Origin of the sequence: Actinoplanes sp. NBRC 101535, from assembly GCF_030269225.1 — a bacterium.
GTDB classification, from domain to species: Bacteria; Actinomycetota; Actinomycetes; order Mycobacteriales; family Micromonosporaceae; genus Actinoplanes; species Actinoplanes rectilineatus.
This window is the reverse complement of record NZ_BSSY01000010.1, coordinates 225,383-243,777: the sequence shown is the minus strand read 5'-3', so window position 1 is coordinate 243,777 and position 18,395 is coordinate 225,383. Positions and strand designations below refer to the sequence as shown.

The 18,395-nt window shown below is 69.7% G+C and carries 16 protein-coding genes; 14 read left to right on the top strand and 2 right to left on the bottom strand.

What is annotated here, in order from left to right; translation table 11 throughout:
- Positions 1-120: 120 nt before the first annotated feature.
- The 10 genes from QSK32_RS27290 to QSK32_RS27245 all read left to right on the top strand — a co-directional run bounded on the left by QSK32_RS27290 (position 121) and on the right by QSK32_RS27245 (position 11,959).
- Positions 121-1,227: a hypothetical protein gene (locus QSK32_RS27290; protein ID WP_285473536.1), complete on the top strand. Its 1,107-nt coding sequence runs from the start codon at positions 121-123 to the stop codon at positions 1,225-1,227.
- Positions 1,214-4,447, top strand: coding sequence for a sensor histidine kinase (locus tag QSK32_RS27285; protein ID WP_285473535.1), 3,234 nt, complete (start codon positions 1,214-1,216; stop codon positions 4,445-4,447). The genes QSK32_RS27290 and QSK32_RS27285 overlap by 14 nt, the downstream gene beginning before the upstream one ends.
- Positions 4,444-4,890 carry a roadblock/LC7 domain-containing protein gene (locus QSK32_RS27280; RefSeq protein ID WP_045747226.1) on the top strand — a complete coding sequence of 149 codons (447 nt, stop codon included), beginning with the start codon at positions 4,444-4,446 and terminating at the stop codon, positions 4,888-4,890. Before QSK32_RS27285 ends, QSK32_RS27280 begins: the two co-directional genes overlap by 4 nt.
- On the top strand, positions 4,887-5,354 hold the full coding sequence (locus QSK32_RS27275; protein WP_045747227.1) for a DUF742 domain-containing protein: 468 nt from the start codon (positions 4,887-4,889) through the stop codon (positions 5,352-5,354). Before QSK32_RS27280 ends, QSK32_RS27275 begins: the two co-directional genes overlap by 4 nt.
- Positions 5,332-5,955 carry a GTP-binding protein gene (locus QSK32_RS27270; protein WP_083449601.1) on the top strand — a complete coding sequence of 208 codons (624 nt, stop codon included), beginning with the start codon at positions 5,332-5,334 and terminating at the stop codon, positions 5,953-5,955. Before QSK32_RS27275 ends, QSK32_RS27270 begins: the two co-directional genes overlap by 23 nt.
- 96 nt (positions 5,956-6,051) lie before the next feature.
- Positions 6,052-6,966 carry a hypothetical protein gene (locus tag QSK32_RS27265; protein ID WP_285473534.1) on the top strand — a complete coding sequence of 305 codons (915 nt, stop codon included), beginning with the start codon at positions 6,052-6,054 and terminating at the stop codon, positions 6,964-6,966.
- 365 nt (positions 6,967-7,331) lie between these two features.
- Entirely contained in the window at positions 7,332-8,669 is a 1,338-nt protein-coding gene (locus tag QSK32_RS27260; protein ID WP_045747229.1) for a glycosyltransferase, read from the top strand.
- Between the two features lie 52 nt (positions 8,670-8,721).
- Positions 8,722-9,951 carry a non-hydrolyzing UDP-N-acetylglucosamine 2-epimerase gene (gene wecB / locus QSK32_RS27255; protein WP_245674288.1) on the top strand — a complete coding sequence of 410 codons (1,230 nt, stop codon included), beginning with the start codon at positions 8,722-8,724 and terminating at the stop codon, positions 9,949-9,951.
- The gene (locus tag QSK32_RS27250) at positions 9,951-11,585 is read left to right on the top strand and encodes a DUF2334 domain-containing protein (RefSeq protein ID WP_285473533.1); all 1,635 of its coding nucleotides are present in this window, start codon (positions 9,951-9,953) and stop codon (positions 11,583-11,585) included. The genes wecB and QSK32_RS27250 overlap by 1 nt, the downstream gene beginning before the upstream one ends.
- Before the next feature lie 23 nt (positions 11,586-11,608).
- Positions 11,609-11,959, top strand: coding sequence for a hypothetical protein (locus QSK32_RS27245; protein ID WP_045747231.1), 351 nt, complete (start codon positions 11,609-11,611; stop codon positions 11,957-11,959).
- Between the two features lie 80 nt (positions 11,960-12,039).
- On the opposite strand, the gene QSK32_RS27240 is transcribed toward QSK32_RS27245, so the two are convergent.
- A complete protein-coding gene (locus QSK32_RS27240; RefSeq protein WP_045747232.1) occupies positions 12,040-12,807 on the bottom strand; it encodes a dienelactone hydrolase family protein in 768 nt (255 codons plus the stop codon).
- 89 nt (positions 12,808-12,896) lie between these two features.
- On the opposite strand from QSK32_RS27240, the gene QSK32_RS27235 reads away from it, so the two are divergent.
- Together QSK32_RS27235 and QSK32_RS27230 are read left to right on the top strand one after the other, a co-directional pair.
- Entirely contained in the window at positions 12,897-13,454 is a 558-nt protein-coding gene (locus QSK32_RS27235) for a TetR/AcrR family transcriptional regulator (protein ID WP_045747233.1), read from the top strand.
- Between the two features lie 94 nt (positions 13,455-13,548).
- Positions 13,549-15,012, top strand: a complete 1,464-nt coding sequence (locus QSK32_RS27230; protein WP_285473532.1) for a glycoside hydrolase family 18 protein — start codon at positions 13,549-13,551, stop codon at positions 15,010-15,012.
- 484 nt (positions 15,013-15,496) lie between these two features.
- Here the strand turns inward: QSK32_RS27230 and QSK32_RS27225 are convergent, their stop codons facing one another.
- Complete coding sequence (locus tag QSK32_RS27225; protein WP_045746714.1) at positions 15,497-16,105, bottom strand: TetR/AcrR family transcriptional regulator; 609 nt, start codon at positions 16,103-16,105, stop codon at positions 15,497-15,499.
- A 104-nt stretch (positions 16,106-16,209) separates the two neighbouring features.
- Between QSK32_RS27225 and QSK32_RS27220 the strand changes: the two genes are divergently transcribed.
- On the top strand, positions 16,210-16,668 hold the full coding sequence (locus QSK32_RS27220; RefSeq protein WP_285473531.1) for a MarR family winged helix-turn-helix transcriptional regulator: 459 nt from the start codon (positions 16,210-16,212) through the stop codon (positions 16,666-16,668).
- Positions 16,665-18,242, top strand: a complete 1,578-nt coding sequence (locus QSK32_RS27215) for an MDR family MFS transporter (RefSeq protein ID WP_285473530.1) — start codon at positions 16,665-16,667, stop codon at positions 18,240-18,242. Before QSK32_RS27220 ends, QSK32_RS27215 begins: the two co-directional genes overlap by 4 nt.
- The last annotated feature ends 153 nt before the right edge of the window (positions 18,243-18,395 follow it).

Below are 18,395 nucleotides of genomic sequence, written 5' to 3'. Positions count from 1 at the left end.
GCCCTCATGGCTACCGTCGGTAGCCACCATAGGCCCATCGCGTGTGCATGGCGGAGGACTAAAGCAATGTCAGTCTCGGTGTCCAGCCGGCGAAACCGTTTACGCTCCAGCCTCGCGGCGGTGCTGACGGTCCTCGTCCTGCTGCCGACCGCAGCCCTGTTCCTGCGAGTCCTGAGCGACAACTCGGAACAGCGGGACGAGACCCTGCTCCAGCAGCAGGGCGTGGAATACCTGACCGCCCTCTCACCGCTGGTCAGCGCGCTCGCCGAGTCCCAGGCGTCGTCGCTGCAGGGCGTCAAGGATGTGCCGCAGTCAGTGACGGCAGCCACCGCCCGCGTGACCGAGGTCGACGCGCGACTCGGTGACGTCCTCGGCACCACCCAGCGCTGGACCGGCCTGAAGGACAAGATCGGCCGGCTGCCGAGCGTCACCGGCGACGCCGCCGCGATCTACCAGGCCCACCAAGAGGTCACCGACCTGACCCTCGAGCTCTTCACCGCGCTCCGGCAGCGGTCGCAGCTCAACCAGGTCTCGCAGAACGACCTCTGGTATCTCCAGGAGGCCGCCACGGTTAACCTGCCGGAGGCCGTGACCTGGGCCAGCCGCATGAGTGACCTCGCGAACATGGCCGCCAACGCCAAGAAGGCGCAGAAGCCCGCACTGAACATCGCCGGCGCCACCGCCGTGCAGAACGTGGAGAGCGCCGTCAACGCGCTGACCGAGAACCTGCAGGCCGCCGCCGCCGACACCGAGAGCGCCACCCTCAGCGGCAGCCTGGTCAGTAACCTCGACTCCTTCCGCCGGGGCATCGAGGCCGCCAACCGCGGTGTCTCCGTCGCCGGCGTTCCGAACGCCGCCGCCCTGGCGACCGCGCAGGTCACCCTGCAAAAGGCCCTCGACGCGCTCAGCAACGTCGTCTACGGCGAGATGAAGAACCTGTACGACGACCGTCTCGACAGCGATGACTACCGCCGCATCGAAGCCTGGGGCCTGTTCGTGCTCGCGCTGGCCCTGATGGCCGCCGGCATCTACTGGGGCCGCGGCCGCGGTGCCGCGCCCGCCACCACCACCGGCGAGACCGGCCGCGAGGTGTCCGTCCAGAGCGACGCTGGCAACGGCTCCACCTACGGCGGCAACAGCCCCAACCCGTACGACCAGCCGAACTACGGCGAGGCCTCCGGCTACGGTGACGTCAACCGGCGGGAGCGTTCCAGTGCTCTTCGGTAAGTTCCGCATCCTGGGCAAGCTGGCCCTGCTGGTGCTGGTGCCCCTTCTCGGGGTCGTCGGCCTCAGTGTCCCGGTCATCTACGAGCGCGCCAACGCGGCGCGCATCGCCCAGGAGACCTCCGACACGGTCCAGTTGGCCACCCAGGTGAGTTCGGCCCTGATCCAGCTCCAGGAGGAGCGGCTCCTCTCGGTCGGCTACCGCCTCGGCCTCGTCGAGCAGCCCGTGCTCGTGGTGCAGAGCGCCGAGACCGCCGACGCGATCGCGATCCTCGACCGCACCGAGGGTCTCTCGCTCGAGATGCGCCGGGCCGTCAACATCGCCACCCGCCTCGACAGCACCCGGCAGAACGTGCTCAACGGCACGGTCACCCCGGTGCAGATCGTCGACCAGTTCACCAGCGTGGTCACCCCGCTGATCGACGGTCTGGGCCTGTCCACCAGCGCCGACCTGTCGACCGGCGTCGGCCGCCAGGTCTTCGCGCTCGAGCAGGCCATGCGCTCCGACGACCTGATCAGCCAGGCGTCCGGCTACCTGGCCATCGCGGCCACCGCCAAACCCGGCTCGCAGGACGCCGACCTGCTGCTCAACCAGTTCAACGCGACGTTCGCCGAGATCTCCTCGATCATTGCGTCGTCGAAGGTCTTCTTCACCGACGCGCAGTACAAGCTCTACCTGAACACCCAGGAAGCGTTCTCGTTCCGCATCGGCTCGAAGTTCATCACCGCCCTGCAGAGCAACCCGTCGACGGCGATCGCCACGCTCAACGTCGAGACGCTGTTCCCCTCCCTGCAGTCCGTCACGGTCCTCGGCTCGTTCGTCGAGAAGCGCGTGGCGAAGGACGTGGACGTCACCGTCACCGCCAACCGTGACAGCGCCATCCAACAGGCGCTGCTCATCGGTGGTGGCGCACTGCTGCTGCTGATCCTGGTGGTCACGCTCAGCATCTTCATGGCCCGCGCGGTCGCCCGGCCGCTGCGCCGTCTGACCGTCTCCGCCGACCGCATCGCCCGCGCCGCCGAGGCCGAGCTCGAGCGGGTGGCCGACGACGAGCAGGAAGCCGCCGTCCGCCCGATCCGCCTCGACCCGGTCGACGTGGAGGCCCAGGACGAGATCGGTGACCTGGCCCGCGCGTTCGACCGCGTACAGACCACCGCCGCCCGGCTGGTGGAACGCCAGGTGCTCGGCCGCCGAAACGTCGCCCAGATGTTCGGGCACGTCGGACGGCGTACCCAGAACCTGGTCGGCCGTCAGCTGTCCCTGATCGACGGCCTGGAGCGCCGCGAGACCGACAGCGACCGTCTCCGCGAGCTCTACCGACTGGACCACATGTCCAGCCGTCTGCGCCGGAACGCGTCCGCGCTCGTCGTGCTCTCCGGTGCCGCCGGCGCCAACGAGCACATGGCTCCGCTGCCGCTCTCCGACGTCGTCCGTCTCGCCCTGGGTGAGATCGAGGACTACACCCGTGTCGAGGTGGACATCCCGGAGGACATCGTCGTGGTGCCGGCCGTCCTGGCCGACCTGACGCTGCTCCTGGCCGAGCTGCTGGAGAACGCCACCACGTTCTCCCCGCCGCACACCAACGTCACGGTCAGCGCCGACGAACTGCGCGGCGGCGCCCGCCTCGCGATCATCGACCACGGCCTGGGTCTGGCACCCGAACGTCTGGCCGAGGAGAACGCCCGTCTGACCCGTCGTGAGCGACTCGACCTGGCCCCCACCGAGGTGCTCGGTCTGTTCGTGGTCGGCCGGCTCGCCCGCCGGCACGGCATCGAGGTCACCCTCACCGACACCCCGGACGGCGGTCTGACCGCCTGGATCGACCTCAACCCGTCGCACATGATCGCCCGCACGGAGAGCCTGGCCCCGGTGCCGGCCATCCAGACCGCGCACACCGCGGCCGCCGCGGTGCAGGCGCCCCCGGCGATGCCGGCCCCCGCCGAGATGCCGCAGATCCAGGCGCCGGAGTACGGCATGCGCCCGGTCTCGGCACAGCCGGCGATGGCCCCGGCCTACTCGGCGGCCCTGCGCGGCAACACCACCGAGGTCGCTATCGCCAGCTCGGCGGTCCGCTCGGTGCCCGGCAGCCAGCAGCCGTTCGACCCGAACAAGCTGAGCCGGGCGACCCACACGCTGGAGTCGTCGAACTCGTGGAACGCGTTCGGTGGCGGTGGCAGGGAGACCGCGGACCCGTACGCGGGACAGCCGGTCTACGATGCGGAACCGGTCTACTCGCCCGGCCCCGCATATCAGGAGCCGGTCTACACCACCGGTTCCGGCCTTCCGGAGCAGGCGCCCTCGTTCGACATGGGCACCCCGGTGGCGGGCCGGGTTCCGGCAGCGTTGCCGGAACTCCCCTCCGCCGCACCGGCCGGTCCGGTCTGGAGCCACGAACAACAGGCTGTTCAGCCGGCGTGGGGCCAGACACCGGCCGCACCGGCGGCATGGAACACCCCGTCGGCCCCCACTCCCTCCGAGGCGATCCCGATTCCGCACCAGCGTTCCGGCGACGACTTCACTGCACAGCCTCCGGCTGTGGAGCAGCCCGCCGCCACCCCACCCTCGCAGCGCAACGGCGCCGCGCCGCTGCGCCGGCGGGTGCCGGGCAGTCAGCTGCCCCAGGAGACCGCGCCGCAGCAGCACGCCAAGGCGCCGACCCAGGACGACGCCCTCGCGGCCCGCGCCGCCTTCGACGCGTTCGAGGCCGGCGTCAGCAAGGCCCAGTGGGACGTCGCGGAGACCAGCGCCACCATGCCGGCTCCGATGCTCGGCCGTCCCGACTGGGAGCAGCCGGCCATCGGCGGCCCGCAGTGGGACACCCCCGCGCCGAGCTCTCCGGCGCCCGCTCCGCAGTGGAACACTCCGGCACCGAGCTCCCCGGTTCCGGCTCCGCAGTGGAACACCCCGGCGCCGGCCGCTTCCTCGTGGGACGCTCCGGCATCGAACGGCGGCGTCCAGTGGAACGTGCCGTCGGCGGCCGCCGCGGCGCCCGCTGCCGCCGCTCCTCCGGCGCCCCCGGCTCCGCCCGGTGCTCCCGCCGGTCTCACCCGTCGTGTGCCCGGCGCCTCGCTGCCGAACGACGAGCCCTACCGCCCCACTCCACCGCCGGCCCCGGCTCAGCTGGACCCGGATGCCGCCCGAGCCCTGATGGATCAGTTCGAGTACGGCGTCGCACTCGCACTGAATGAAAGCCAGCCACAACACGAGGGACAACCGCGATGACTTCCCCTTACCCCCCCGCGCAAAGTCAGCTCAGTGCTGAAGCCAAGACCTTCAACTGGCTGCTGGACTCCTTCACCTCCGGTACCGCGGGCGTGATCGAGGCCATCGCGGTCTCCTCGGACGGTCTGCTGATGGCCATGTCCGCGATCAAGGACCGGCCGAACGCCGAGCGCCTCGCGGCCGTGGTCTCCGGCCTGACCAGCCTCTCCGGTGGCGCTGCCAGCTGGTACCGCCTGGGCGCCCTGAACCGCGTCATCATCGACATGGCGGACGGCTACCTGCTGGTCACGGCGATCAGCGCGGGTTCGGTGCTCGGCGTGATCGCCGACCGCTCGGCCAACCTCGGCACCCTGGCGTACGAGATGACGCTGTTCGCCACGCGTGCCGGCGGTGCTCTCAGCCCGCGCCTCATCGCCGAGCTCAAGAACGCCGTTCAGCAATGACCTACCCGGACCCCGACGACCCGGTAGCTCCGGCGCGCCCCGGAGTCCGGCCCTTCCTGCAATCCGGTCCGCAGCAGCCCTCGTCCGGCGGCTACACCCCCACCGGGGAACAGCCGCCGGTCGAGACGCAGGCCAACAGTTTTTTGCGCCCGTTCGTCATCACGTCCGGGCGGACCGATGGAGGCGACCCCGACATCGGTATGGAAACTCAGGTGACGATGGTGCACGGTGCGCCACCGTCGCGGCTATCTCCGGAAACCAGGGCGATCGTGTCCCTCTGCGAGGACAGTCCGATCTCTGTGGCCGAGATCTCCGCTCGCTTGCGCCTTCATCTGGGCGTCTGCCGAATCCTCGTCGGTGACCTTCGGGCCGCCGGCCAACTGGATGTCCACGTGCTGGACAACGACACACCTGACCCCGAGACCATCATGCGAGTGATCCGTGGACTTCGATCCATCAGCTAACCGCGTCGTCGGTAGCGCGCGCGTACAAGGCAGCGCGCCCAAGAAGGCTCCGGTCCCCGTCAAGATCATCGTGGCGGGCGGATTCGGCGTGGGCAAGACCACCACGGTCGGTGCCATCTCCGAGATCTCGCCCCTCACCACGGAAGCCGAGATGACCTCGGAGTCCGTCGGCATCGACAACCCCGGTCAGGCGACCATGAAGACCGGAACCACGGTCGCGATGGACTTCGGCGTTCTGACCATCGACCAGACGTTGAAGCTCTACATTTTCGGTACGCCGGGGCAGACCCGGTTCGCCTTCATGTGGGACGACCTGGTGAAGGGTGCCCTCGGCGCCCTGGTTGTGGTAGATACCAACCGAATAGACGACTGCTATCCGGCGGTCGACTACTTCGAGCGGGCTGGGCTTCCGTTCGTCGTCGGTATCAACACCTTCAACGGGCAGATGAACTACAGCGTCGACGAGGTTCGGTGGGCGCTGGCGGTTCGTGAGGACGTGCCGGTCATCTCGTTCGACGCCCGTTTCCGGGCGTCGGTGCGGGATGCCCTGCTGATCGTCCTGGACCAGGCACTCGACAAGGCGATCCGGATGAAGTCGTAGGAGGGTGTCGACCGGTCGCCCGGTCACGGTTCCCAAATCCCGTCCGGGGAGGGACAGTGAAAGACCGGGCGACCGCGTGAGGAAGAGGACGGTGACGTGCGAGGCGGACTGGACGACGCGCTCGACAAGCTCGCCCGGCGGGACGAGCTCCGGCGCCGCGCCACCGGAGACGGCAGCAGCACCCCGCCGGCGGTGACCGAGTTGGTCGAGGCGATCGCGGGTGTGGTCGCCCGTCATCCGAGCCTGAACGTCACGGTCGGCGTCGAGGGCGCCGGTGATCCGACTCTGCTGCACTTCGCCTTCGCCGACGGCGTGGTGCAGGTGAATGCCGACCACGCGGTCGCGGCACGGGCCGACGATGTCCCGCCGCCGCACGCCGACTTCGTGATCGACGTGGAGGAGCCGGAGGAGCCACCGGTCGCGTACGGCCCGCGGGGCCACCAGGACGATCAGGACCGGTTCGGCCCGACCGCGGATTACGACTATCCCGATCCGCCCACTGCCGAGAGCCCGTTCGTGGCGCCGGCGGCCCAGGCGCAGCACACCGGTGAACGCCCGTTCGTGGCGCCACCGGCCAACTGGCCCCGGCGCCCGGAGCCGTCCGCGACGCAGCCCGGTCAGCCGATCACGCCGGACCGGGTGCCGGGCGAGACGACCCGGGAGGATCTCGCGGCCCGCCTGGCGCAGGCTCGCGAGTCCGCACCGAACCCGTTCGCGGCCGCCGCCCCGCCGCCTCCGCCGACGACTCCGGCGGCGTTCAAGCCGCAGCCACCGCCGGCCTACATCGAACGCCCGGGTCCGGCGTCGCCCTACGCGGCGCCCGCTTCGGCACCGCCGTTCCCGACCGCGCACGCCGAACCGCAGCACACCGATGCGACGGGCGGCTTCGAGCAGTTGCGGGAGCCGATCCCGCTGCAGGTGGAGCGCCCGGAGGAGACCGAGATGGCGGCCCGCCGGCTGGCCGCTCTGCTCCGCAGCAATCCCAGCCTTCTGGACAACCCGCCCGAATAGCGACACCAGCACCGACAGGCCCCGGCCGCTTCCCGCGAGCCGGGGTTTCTCATGCCCGGAGTCATCACCCGATTACTCAGGGTGTCGGCATGAGCGATAACCCCACCGCAACCGTGAGGTCACTCTCCGCAGCATTCTCCGGCGGCGGGCCGAGGCCGCGAACCGAACCCCACGCGCCCGGTTTTGGACCCATTTGCCCTGCCTGAGATGTCTGGGTTCGCCCTTTTGGCCGGTCTCGCTCTCCGTTCGGGGATCACCTCTTGAGTGACGCTCGGTAGTTCCCTAATGTCCTATTACGTCCGAGGGAACGGGGGCCACCCGCCCCTCAGATCTCACGAACAGTGACCAGGGCAGAGGAGGCGACATTGACGGCGTCACAGGGCTGGCTCTTCGCGGTTGCGGGCTACGCGCTGCTGCTGGCCTGGCCGCTCTCCACGGTGGTCCTGGTCTGGTTCGGCGTCCGCTACGTCGGCACCCACCGCGCCAAGGTCGTCAACCGGGCGGTGGCCGGCGGCGACGCCCGCCCCGAGCACTTCTGGGTCATCGTCCCGGCCCTCAACGAGGAGGCCGTGGTCGCCAACACGGTCAGCGCGGCGCTCGGCCTGCACGGCCCGGCCGGCACCCTGGCCCGGGTCCTGGTCGTCGACGACGGCTCCGACGACCGCACTCCCGAGGTCCTCGCCGCCATCGACCACCCGCGGCTGCACATCATGCGGCGGGAGCTGCCCGAGGCCCGGCAGGGCAAGGGTGAGGCGCTGAACGCGGCGTACCGGCACATCAGCATGCTGACCGCGCAGGCCGGCGTCAGCCCCGAGCGCGTGGTCATCGGCATCATCGACGGCGACGGTCAGGGCAGCGAGAACATCCTGATCGAGGTCTCCCGCCTGATGCGGGACAGCAACGTCGGTGCGGTGCAGGTGCAGGTCCGGATCCGGAACCGCAACAAGATCCTCGGCGCGGTGCAGGATCTGGAGTTCGGCGCGATCGTCGACGCCTGCCAGAACCTGCGCGACGTGCTGGACACCGTCGGCCTCGGCGGCAACGGCCAGTTCAGCCGGCTCTCCACCCTCCAGTCACTGGGCACCGCCCCCTGGTCCAGCTGCCTGGTCGAGGACATGGAGCTGGGCCTGCGGATGCACCTGGACGGCGTCTCGATCCGCTACACCTCCCGGTCGAGCGTCACCCAGCAGGCGGTCGTCGACGTCCGCCGGCTCACCCGGCAGCGCACCCGCTGGGCGCAGGGCAACATGCAGTGCGCCCGGTACCTCGGCACGCTGTTCAGCTCGCCGCGGATCGCCCGGTCCGCGCTGATGGAGATCATGCATTACCTGCTCTCCCCCTGGGCCAACGCGATCGTCACCATCCTGCTGATGATCATGTTCGGGTCCGGCGCGCTGGGCCTGGCGATCGGCCACCCGGTGCTGTTCCTGCCGACCTGGGCCGCTCTCGCCGAGAGCATCGTCATCTGGGCGGTGGTCACCACCATCCCCGGCCTGATCTGGGCGATGGTCCACAAGTACAAGCGTGGCGACGAGGCCATGCCGCGCATGATGGTCGCCGCTCTGGCGTACCCCGCCTTCCTGGTCCTGGGTCTGGCCGCCACCTACCGCGCTCTGGGCCGTCAGGCCAGCGGCCGGCAGGGCTGGGCCAAGACCGAACGGCTCGCCGAGGAGCCGCTGGCAGCGCTCCCCACTGCTGCCTGATCCGAAATATCCCCTTAAATCCCCCGCTCCCCCTGCAGAAGGCTGGTCCCCCTTGTCCCTGCACGAGAACAACGACACCCTGCGCGAGAACAACCACACCCTGCGCGAGGTCCACCTGATCGGCGGCACCCGCCCGGAGGCCGTCAAGCTCGCCCCCGTCGCCATCGCCATGCGGGAGGCCGGCCTGCTCCAGCCGGTCCTGCTCGCCAGCGGCCAGCACCCCACGATGGTCACCCAGGCGCTCGCCGCCTTCGGCCTCACCCCCGACATCACCCTGCAGATCGACCGCGGCACCGGCGGCCAGGCCGAGCTGCTCACCGCGATGATCCGCGAGCTCGACGAACTCTGGTCGGTACGCACCCCCGCCGCCGTGATCGTCCAGGGCGACACCACCACCAGCCTGGCCGGCGCCCTGGCCGCGTTCTGGCGGCGCATCCCGGTCGTCCACCTGGAGGCCGGCCTGCGCTCCGGTGACCTCGAGTCACCGTTCCCCGAGGAGGGCAACCGCCGCCTGGTCGCCCAGGTCGCCGCCCTGCACCTGGCCCCGACACCACTCGCCGCGATGAACCTGCTGGACGAGAAGATCACCCCGTCCGACGTGCTGATCACCGGTAACACCGTGGTCGACGCCGCGCTGACGATGGCCGGCCGCAAGCTGCCCTTCGATAACGCCGCCGTGGCCGCCGCCCGGGCCGGCAGCACCAACCGGCTGGTCCTGGTCACCGCGCACCGCCGGGAGTCGTGGGGACAGCCGCTGGACCGGATCCTCACCGCCGTCAAGGAACTGATCGAGACCTACCCGGACATCGACGTGATCCTGCCGAGCCACCCGAACCCGGCGGTCCGCGCCCAGGTCGACGCCGCCCTCGCCGGGGTCGAGCGGGTGACGGTCACCGACCCGCTGCCCTACCCGGACCTGGCACGACTGCTGTCCGAGGCGTACCTGGTGCTCACCGACTCGGGCGGCATCCAGGAGGAGGCCCCGTCGTTCGGCGTGCCGGCACTCGTGCTGCGCGACGTCACCGAACGGGTCGAGTCGCTGGAGGCGGGCTGCGCCAAACTGGTCGGCTCGGACACCGGGCGGATCGTCGAGGAGGCGTCCGTGCTGCTGGACAGCCGGGTCCGCCGCGATGCGATGACCGCCGGCGGCAACCCGTACGGCGATGGTCTCGCCGCCCGGCGCACCGCCCAGGCCACCGCCGCTCTGCTGGGTCTCGCCGCCGTGCCCGACGCGATGCCCGTCCTGACCTCGACCGTCCTCACCTCCGGAGCCGTGGCCTGATGCGCGACAACATCGTCACCCGCCGTGCCGTGCTCGCCGGCGCGGGCGCCGCTGTCACCGCCACCGCGATCGGTCTGAGCACCGTCGAGGCGGACGCCGCCGTCCCGAAGGTCACCACCGCCGCGGCCACCAGTACCACGAAGACCGGCAAGGCCGCCCCCGGCGCCGGTGCGGCGAAGACCCTCGTCCTGTACGACACCACCGGCGACTACGGCTGGCTGGGCGAGGTCTACGCGACCCAGACCGCGAACCTGGCCTCGCACTTCGGCACGTGGACGGCGGCGCCGGTCTCCGGTTACCGGGCCGGCGACCTGAACGCGTACACCGCGGTGATCTATCTGGGTTCGACCTACGACGAGCCGCTGCCGGCCGCGTTCCTGACCGACGTGACCACCACGACCAAGTCGGTGACCTGGGTCTACAACAACATCTGGCAGCTCGCCAAGCAGGACGGGTTCGCCGCGAAGTACGGCTTCACCAGCGGGCTGTTCGACTTCGCCCAGGTCGGCGAGGTCACCTACAAGGGACGGTCGCTGACCCGCGGCTCGGAGAACAACTCCGGCATCATGAACCTGACGATCAGCGACGCCGCGAAGGTCACCACGGTGGCGACCGCGACCCGCGCCGACGGCACCACCTTCCCGTGGGCGGTGACCTCGGGCAACCTGACCTACGTCGGGGAGATCCCGTTCTCGTACGTCACGCACGACGACCGCTACCTGGTCTTCGCCGACCTGCTCTTCACCGTGCTGGGCAGCACCGCCGGCGAGCGGCACCGGGCGCTGGTCCGGATCGAGGACGTCGGACCGGACTCGGACCCGGACGAGCTGCGCGCCATCGCCGACTACCTGTCGTCGGTGAAGGTGCCGTTCAGCGTCGCCGTCTACCCGCGGTACCGGGACCCGAAGGGTGCGCAGAACGACGGCAAGGCCCAGGATTACACGCTGCTGAAGAAGCCGAAGGTCATCGCGGCGCTGAAGTACATGCAGTCCAAGGGCGGCACGCTGCTGATGCACGGCTACACCCACCAGTACGGTTCGGTGGCGAACCCCTACGACGGGGTCAGCGCGAACGACTTCGAGTTCTTCACCGCGCACGTGGACGACGCCGACCGGGTCGTCTACGACGGTCCGGTGGACGGTGACTCGGTCGCGTGGGCCACCTCGCGGATGCTCGCCTCGGGGGCGCTCTTCGTCGCCGCGGGTCTCGGCTCGCCGAAGATCTTCGAGTTCCCGCACTACGCCGCCAGCCCGGCCGACTACCAGGCGGTCCACGCGCTGTTCGGCAAGCGTTACGACCGTGGCCTGTACTTCCCCGGGGTGCTCACCGGCGCCAAATACGACTACACCCGCCAGTTCGGACAGTTCTTCCCCTACACCGTCCGGGACGTCTACGGCTCGGTCGTCGTGCCGGAGAACGTCGGCAACGTGGAGCCGACGGCGTACAACACGCACCCGGTGCGCCTGCCGTCCGACATCATCGCCTCGGCCGAGCGCAACCTGGTCGTGCGGGACGGTGTGGCGAGCTGCTTCTACCACTCGTACCTGGGCACCGATTACCTCAAGGAGCTCGTCACCGGCCTCACCAAGGTCGGTTACACCTTCGTGAGTGCCGATTCGATGCTCAACGGCTGATCCACCGCTTGAGAGGAACCCCCGTGAATGTGGTCGACTTCTGGATCCGGTCCTGGACCAGCGACGATCTGCCGGCCGCCCGCAGACTCCTGACGTCCGGCGCCGAAGCCGAGTGGAACTTCGACGCCCCGGTCGACGACGAGGAGCTGCTGCAGGTCCTGCACCGGATCGCCGCATTCGCGGACAAGGTCACCGTGGTGGCGCGTACCGATGCGATCGACGGCTCGGCCCTGGTCTACGACCTGGACGCGCCGTTCGGCACCGCCCGGATGGTGGAGTTCCTCGCGGTCGAGGACGACCGGATCCAGGAGGTGCGGCACGTCTACGACGTGACCGCGATCGACCGCTACTTCCCGGGTCTTTACAGCAACTGACGACGATCGCTCCAGGCGCGCCGGTCACTCTCTCCTTCAGGGGTACGAGTGACCGGCGTTCCCCGTCGGGGCATGAAACGTCAGTCGTGCCGTGGACCGTGCGGAAGTACCCGGCCGAACAGCGCGAACAGGGCCGCCCAGTGGCGCAGTTCGGCCTCCGGGTGGTGCATCGCGGTGTCCGACATGGTGAAGCCGTGCGGGGCGCCCTCGTACAGCTCCGACGTGTACGTGACGCCGGCCGCCTCCAGGGCCGCCTCGAGCGCCTTGACGTTCTCCGGTGTCATCGACCCGTCGTTGTCGGCGTGCGCGAAGTACACCTCGGCGGTGATCGAGCCGACGCCCAGGTGCGGGCTGTCCGGCCGGTCGGTGACGACGTGCCCGGCGTGGAAACTGGCCAGCACCGCGAACCGCTGCGGGTTGCTCGCGACCGCGACCAGGGCGTTCCGGCCTCCCATGCAGTACCCGAGGATGCCCGCCCGGACCGGTTCCACACCCTCCTGGGCCGCGAGGAAGTCCAGGTAGGCGGCGGTGTCCGCGGCCACCCGGGACGGCGTGAGGCTCTGCATCATCGGGCCGAGCCGGCCGAAAACGGCGCCGCGCCGCTCCACGTCGGTCAGGTCCTCGGGCTGCACCAGCGGGCTGCGGGCGTCCCGGTAGAAGAGGTTGGGGACCAGGACGGCGTACCCGCGTTCGGCGATCCGGTCGGCCATCTCCTTGATCCGTGGCCGGATGCCGAACGCATCCATGAACAGCAGCACCGGTGGGTACAGCCCCGGGGCCGCGGGCTTCACGAAGTACGCGTCGGCGGTGCCGTCGGCGGTCGGGACGTCGATGTCGATCTGCTGCATGGTCGCACCTCTCGCACCATTGGTCGTGATCGTGGGGACCGTAACACCGAGACGGAGCAAAACCGCAGGAACGTCGTATCCTGTGGCACATGGCCCCCCGGCTACGCGCGGATGCCCGGCGCAACCGTGTCGCTCTCCTCGCTGCCGCCCGTGAAGTCTTCGCCGAGCACGGACTCGACGCGTCGCTCGACGAGATCGCGCGGCGGGCCGGCGTCGGCAACGCCACCCTCTACCGCCGGTTCCCCAGCCGGCGGCATCTGATCGCCGAGGTCTTCGCGAGTCACCTGACCGCCGCGGTACGCCTCGCCGACCAGGCCGTCGAGCATCCCGACCCGTGGGCCGCGTTCGTCGGCTACCTGACCCGGATCTGCGAGCTGCAGGCCACCGACCGTGGCCTGGCGGAGCTGCTGGTCACCACCGCCTTCGACGACGACGAGCGGCTGGCCGTGCTGCGCGCGGCCGCCCAGCGGCGGTCGGTGGACGTGCTGACCCGGGCCCAGCGGGCCGGCCGGCTGCGCGCGGACTTCACCCGCAACGACATGTCGCTGCTGATGATGGCGAACGCCGGGGTGGCCCAGCACGCCGGCGATCCGCAGGCCTGGCGCCGGCAGCTGGCGCTCGTGATCGGCGGGCTCGCCGCCCGATGATTTTAAAGATCTTTAAGGCAACGACCCGGACTCCTTAAGCCGCCCGGTCGCAGAATCGACTCCCGTCGGAGTCCTTCGCGATCGGAGTTCCACCATGCAACGCAGCCCCCTGCGGCTCGCCATCTACGCCACGGCCGCGGTGCTCGCGGTCGGCGGCGGTATCGGCGCTGCGGTCGCCGCCACCGGGCCGGGCGGCACCGGAACCCTGACCGCGTCGTTCGCCAAGGACAGTGACTGGGGCACCGGCTACCAGGCCCAGTACACGATCACGAACGGCACCTCGGCGGCGGTCGAGGGCTGGAAGGTCGCGTTCGCGCTGCCGTCGAGCGCGAAGCTGGGCAGCTTCTGGGACACCAAGATCACGACGGCCGGCGGGGTGCAGACCGCGGAGGGCGCCGCCTGGAACAGCACCATCCCGGCCGGCGGCACCCTGTCGTTCGGTTTCATCGTCGCCGGCAGCGGCGACCCGACCAACTGCACGATCAACGGCGCGCCCTGCTCCGGCGGCACGGCGGTCACCACCGCCCCCACCGCGACCACCAGCCCGGCCGCTTCCCCCTCGAAGACCGCCACCACCGCGCCGACCGCCACCAGGACCACCACGGCCGCACCGGCACCGACCGCGACCAAGACGGCCACCGCCGCCCCGACGACCTCGGCACCCACCACCAAGGCCGGCGACGTGCTGGTCGCGCCCTATGTGGACATGGGTCTGCTGTCCAACGGCGCGACCACGCTCTCCTCGCTGACCAAGGGCGGCAACGTCACGTCGGCCAGCCTCGGCTTCGTCACCGGCGCCGGCTGCAAGGCGAGCTGGTTCGGCGCGTTCGACCCGCGCACCAAGGAGTTCGGCGGGCAGATCGACGCGATCCGGGCGGCCGGCGGCGACGTCAAGGTCTCCTTCGGCGGCGCGACCGGCGTCGAACTGGCGTCGGCGTGCACCAGCGTGAGCGCGCTGCAGGCCGAGTACCAGGCCGTCGTGGACGCCTACCAGCTCGAGTACATCGACCTGGACATCGAGGGCGCGGCCGTCGCCGACGGCACCTCGATCGCCCGCCGGTCCACCGCCCTGGCCGCCCTGCAGAAGGCGAACCCGGGCCTGAAGATCTCGCTGACCCTCCCGGTTCTGCCCGAGGGCCTGACCGCCGACGGCCTGAACGTGGTCACGTCGGCCAAGAACGCCGGTGTCGACGTCGACCTGGTCAACATCATGGCGATGGACTACGGACGGGCCGGCCAGGACTACGGCGACCTCGCCATCCAGGCCGTGAAATCCACCAAGGACCAGATCAAGTCGGTGTACGGGAACAGCGACGCGGCCGCCTTCGCCATGGTCGGCGTGACCCCGATGCTGGGCGTGAACGACGACAACGGGGTGTTCGGTCTGAGCGACGCCCGTGACCTGGTCGCTTTCGCCAACCAGAACCACCTCGGCATGGTCTCGGCCTGGGAGTTCCACCGCGACTTCAACGCCTGCACCGGCGCGCTCTTCCAGTGCACCAACGTCAGCCAGTCGTCGCTCGAGTTCACCAAGATCCTGGCGGGCTTCAAGGGCTGACCGGTGTGTTGACTTCAGGCGCGTAGGGCGCCCGAACTCAACACACGGCTCTGACCGACGCCACCGAGACAACGGCCCCGGGAGATTCTCCCGGGGCCGTTCGCCGTCACCACCCCAGTCAGGGCGTGTTGAATTGGGGCGCTGTAGACGCCCGAAGTCACCACACCCATCAGGGCGTGTTGAATTGGGGCGCTGTAGACGCCCGAAGTCACCACACCCATCGGGGTGTGTTGAATTGGGGCGCCGTAGACGCCCAAAATCACCACACCAGTCGGGGTGTGTTGAACTGGGGCGCTGTGGACGCCCGAAGTCACCACACCCATCGGGGTGTGTTGAACTGGGGCGCCGTAGACGCCCAAAATCACCACACCCATCAGGGCGTGTTGAACTGGGGCGCCGTGGACGCCCGAAGTCACCACACCGGTCGGGGTGTGTTGAATTGGGGCGCTGTGGACGCCCGAAGTCACCACGGTGGTTGGGGAGGTTAGTCGGCGAAGCCTCTGCCGGCCTGGGCGAGCAGGTCGGCCGCCAGGGTCCAGTGGTGGGTGCCGGCCGGATGCTCCAGCCAGGCGTTCAGGGCGATCCGCAGCGCGGCCAGGAAGGTCGCGGTCAGCAGCTTCGCGCGTACCCCCAAAGGATCTGCGGTCTGACCCACCCGGAGCGTGACCTCGGCGGAGATCTCCTGTTCCAGGACGGCGAAGACCTGCATCTGGGGCGAGGCCAGCGACGGGTGCCGGCGGATCAGGCGGCGCCGCGAGATCCACTCCGGGTCGAGGTCACCGAGCTGGTCGTAGAACTCCTTCGCGGCCGCGGTCAGCGCGGTCCACGGCGCCTCGTCCGCCGGACGGGCGTGCAGCATCCCGGCGAGCAGCCGCATCCGCTGGTAGTCGCCGTAGAAGAGCGCCTCCTCCTTGTTCGCGAAGTAGTTCGAGAACGTCCGGCGGGAGACACCCGCCTCGTCGGCGATGGCTTCGACGGTGACCTTCTCCGGGCCGTGCTCCAGTGCCAGGCGTAACGACGCGTCGTGCAGTGCCTGGCGGGTCGCGGCCTTCTTGCGCTCGCGGAGGCCGGTCTCGGTGGTCGGCGCGCTCATGACATGAGACTACCGGCGTGTGATTCAGTTCCCAATGAGAAAACTTGCGCAATGGGCAAGCCAGGCAGATAGTTGTATGCAGCAAGCATCGCGAGGAGGAACCGGTGTCCGACCAGGAGCTGATGGGCGCAATGCACGAGGTACTCAAAGCGTTCCGACTGGTCAAGCAACGCCCGATACCGACCGCCGACGGGCTTCCGGTCGGATCCCTCGGCGTGCTCGCCGCGATCCGCAAACGGGAGCACTGCCACATGAAGGAGCTGGCCGTCGAACACGCGCTCGACCCGTCCACGATCAGCCGAGCCGTCGCCGGCCTGGTCCGCGCCGGCCTGGTGGCCCGGGTCGCCGACCCCGCCGACGGTCGCGCCAGCACGCTGCACCTCACCGAGCAGGGCAACACCGTGCTCGACGGCACCCACGCCCACTACGAACAACGGCTGGCCGCAGCGCTGCACGACTGGACGCCGGACGAGATCGCCGTCTTCACCGCCTCGCTGAACCGCTTCGCCCACGACTTGATCGCCCAGGAAAACCCCACGCCCAGCTTGGAGGCCGCGCGATGAGCGCCCCAACCACGACCAGCGCCGGGCCCGCGCCGATGACACACCGCGAGATTCTGGAAGCCCTCTCCGGCCTCCTGCTCGTGTTGTTCGTCGCGATGGCCAGCTCGACGATCGTCTCCACCGCACTGCCGAAGATCATCGGTGACCTGAACGGCAGCCAGACCCAGTACACCTGGGTGGTGACCGCGACCCTTCTCACGGCCACCGCCACCACCCCGATCTGGGGCAAGCTCTCCGACCTCTACAGCAAGAAGCTGCTGGTCCAGATCGCCATCGTGGTCTTCGTGATCGGCTCGCTGATCGCCGGCTTCACCCAGAACACCGAGCAGCTGATCGCCGCCCGCGCGTTCCAGGGCCTCGGCATGGGCGGCGTGCAGGCGCTCGTCCAGGTCGCCATCGCCGCGATGATCCCGCCGCGGGAACGCGGACGCTACAACGGCTACCTCGGTGGCGTGATGGCCCTCTCCACCGTCGCCGGCCCGCTGCTCGGCGGCCTGATCGTGGACACCTCGTGGCTCGGCTGGCGGTGGTGCTTCTTCATCGGCGCGCCGTTCGCCGTGATCGCCCTGGCCCTGCTGCAGAAGACCCTGCACCTGCCGGTGATGCGCCGCGAGAACGTGAAGATCGACTACCTCGGTGCCGCCCTGATCGCCGCCGGCGTCAGCGTGATCCTGATCTGGATCTCCTTCGTCGACGACTCGTTCGCCTGGATCTCCTGGCAGACCCTCGCCATGGTCGGCGGCGGCCTGGTGCTGCTCGCCCTCGCCGTCTGGGTCGAGTCCCGGGTCGACGAGCCGGTGGTGCCCCTGCCGATCGTCCGTCAGCGCACCACCGCCCTGGCCATCATCGCCAGCCTCGCGGTCGGCATGGCCATGTTCGGCGGCGCGGTCTTCCTCGGCCAGTACTTCCAGATCGGCCGCGGATACAGCCCGACCCAGGCCGGTCTGCTGATGATCCCGATGATGTTCGGCATCCTGGTCTCGTCGACCATCTCCGGCCGCATGATCACCAAGACCGGCAAGATCAAGCCGCACGTGGTGATCGGCACGATCGTCCTGGTCATCGGATTCGCCGGGCTCTCCCTCCTCGACCACGACACCTCGCTCTGGTACATCGGGGCGGCGATGGCCGTCGTCGGCGTGGGCGTCGGCATGTCGATGCAGAACCTGGTCCTCGCGGTGCAGAACACCGTCTCGCTCAAGGACATCGGCGCGGCCAGCTCGACGGTCGCCTTCTTCCGCTCCCTCGGCGGCACCATCGGCGTCTCGGTCCTCGGCGCGGTCCTCGCCCGCCGGGTCTCCGACTCGATGACCGAACAGCTCACCGCGGCCGGCTACCCGGCCGGCAGCACCGGCGGCACCAGCAGCCTCAACCTGAGCAGCCTGCCCGAGGCGGTGCAGCACATGGTGCGGGTCGCGTACGGCGACGCCACCGGCCACATCTTCCTGATCTCGGTGGGCGTCGCGGTGATCGGCGTGATCGCGGCCTTCGCGATGAAGCCGACGATGCTCCGCTCGACCGTCGACCTCGCCCCGGCGAAAGCCAACGGCAAGGAACCGGCCCTCAGCAAGTAATCGCAGGTGAAAAGCGGTGCCCGGGTCCGGGGGGACCCGGGCGCCGCCGTGCATGTCGCTTCTCTCACTCCGCTACGACTGGGACAGGCCGGTCACCCAGAGCTAACCTCAGGAAACTGAGCGCTGATCTCTGGTTTCCCTCAGGGTGACATC

Bases quoted from the DNA above. Each gene is read 5' to 3' on its own strand.
- QSK32_RS27280 (WP_045747226.1), top strand. From the start codon at position 4,444: ATGACTTCCCCTTACCCCCCCGCGCAAAGTCAGCTCAGTGCTGAAGCC.
- QSK32_RS27275 (WP_045747227.1), top strand. From the start codon at position 4,887: ATGACCTACCCGGACCCCGACGACCCGGTAGCTCCGGCGCGCCCCGGA.
- QSK32_RS27250 (WP_285473533.1), top strand. From the start codon at position 9,951: ATGCGCGACAACATCGTCACCCGCCGTGCCGTGCTCGCCGGCGCGGGC.
- QSK32_RS27240 (WP_045747232.1), bottom strand. From the start codon at position 12,807: ATGCAGCAGATCGACATCGACGTCCCGACCGCCGACGGCACCGCCGAC.
- QSK32_RS27235 (WP_045747233.1), top strand. From the start codon at position 12,897: ATGGCCCCCCGGCTACGCGCGGATGCCCGGCGCAACCGTGTCGCTCTC.
- QSK32_RS27230 (WP_285473532.1), top strand. From the start codon at position 13,549: ATGCAACGCAGCCCCCTGCGGCTCGCCATCTACGCCACGGCCGCGGTG.
- QSK32_RS27225 (WP_045746714.1), bottom strand. From the start codon at position 16,105: ATGAGCGCGCCGACCACCGAGACCGGCCTCCGCGAGCGCAAGAAGGCC.
- QSK32_RS27215 (WP_285473530.1), top strand. From the start codon at position 16,665: ATGAGCGCCCCAACCACGACCAGCGCCGGGCCCGCGCCGATGACACAC.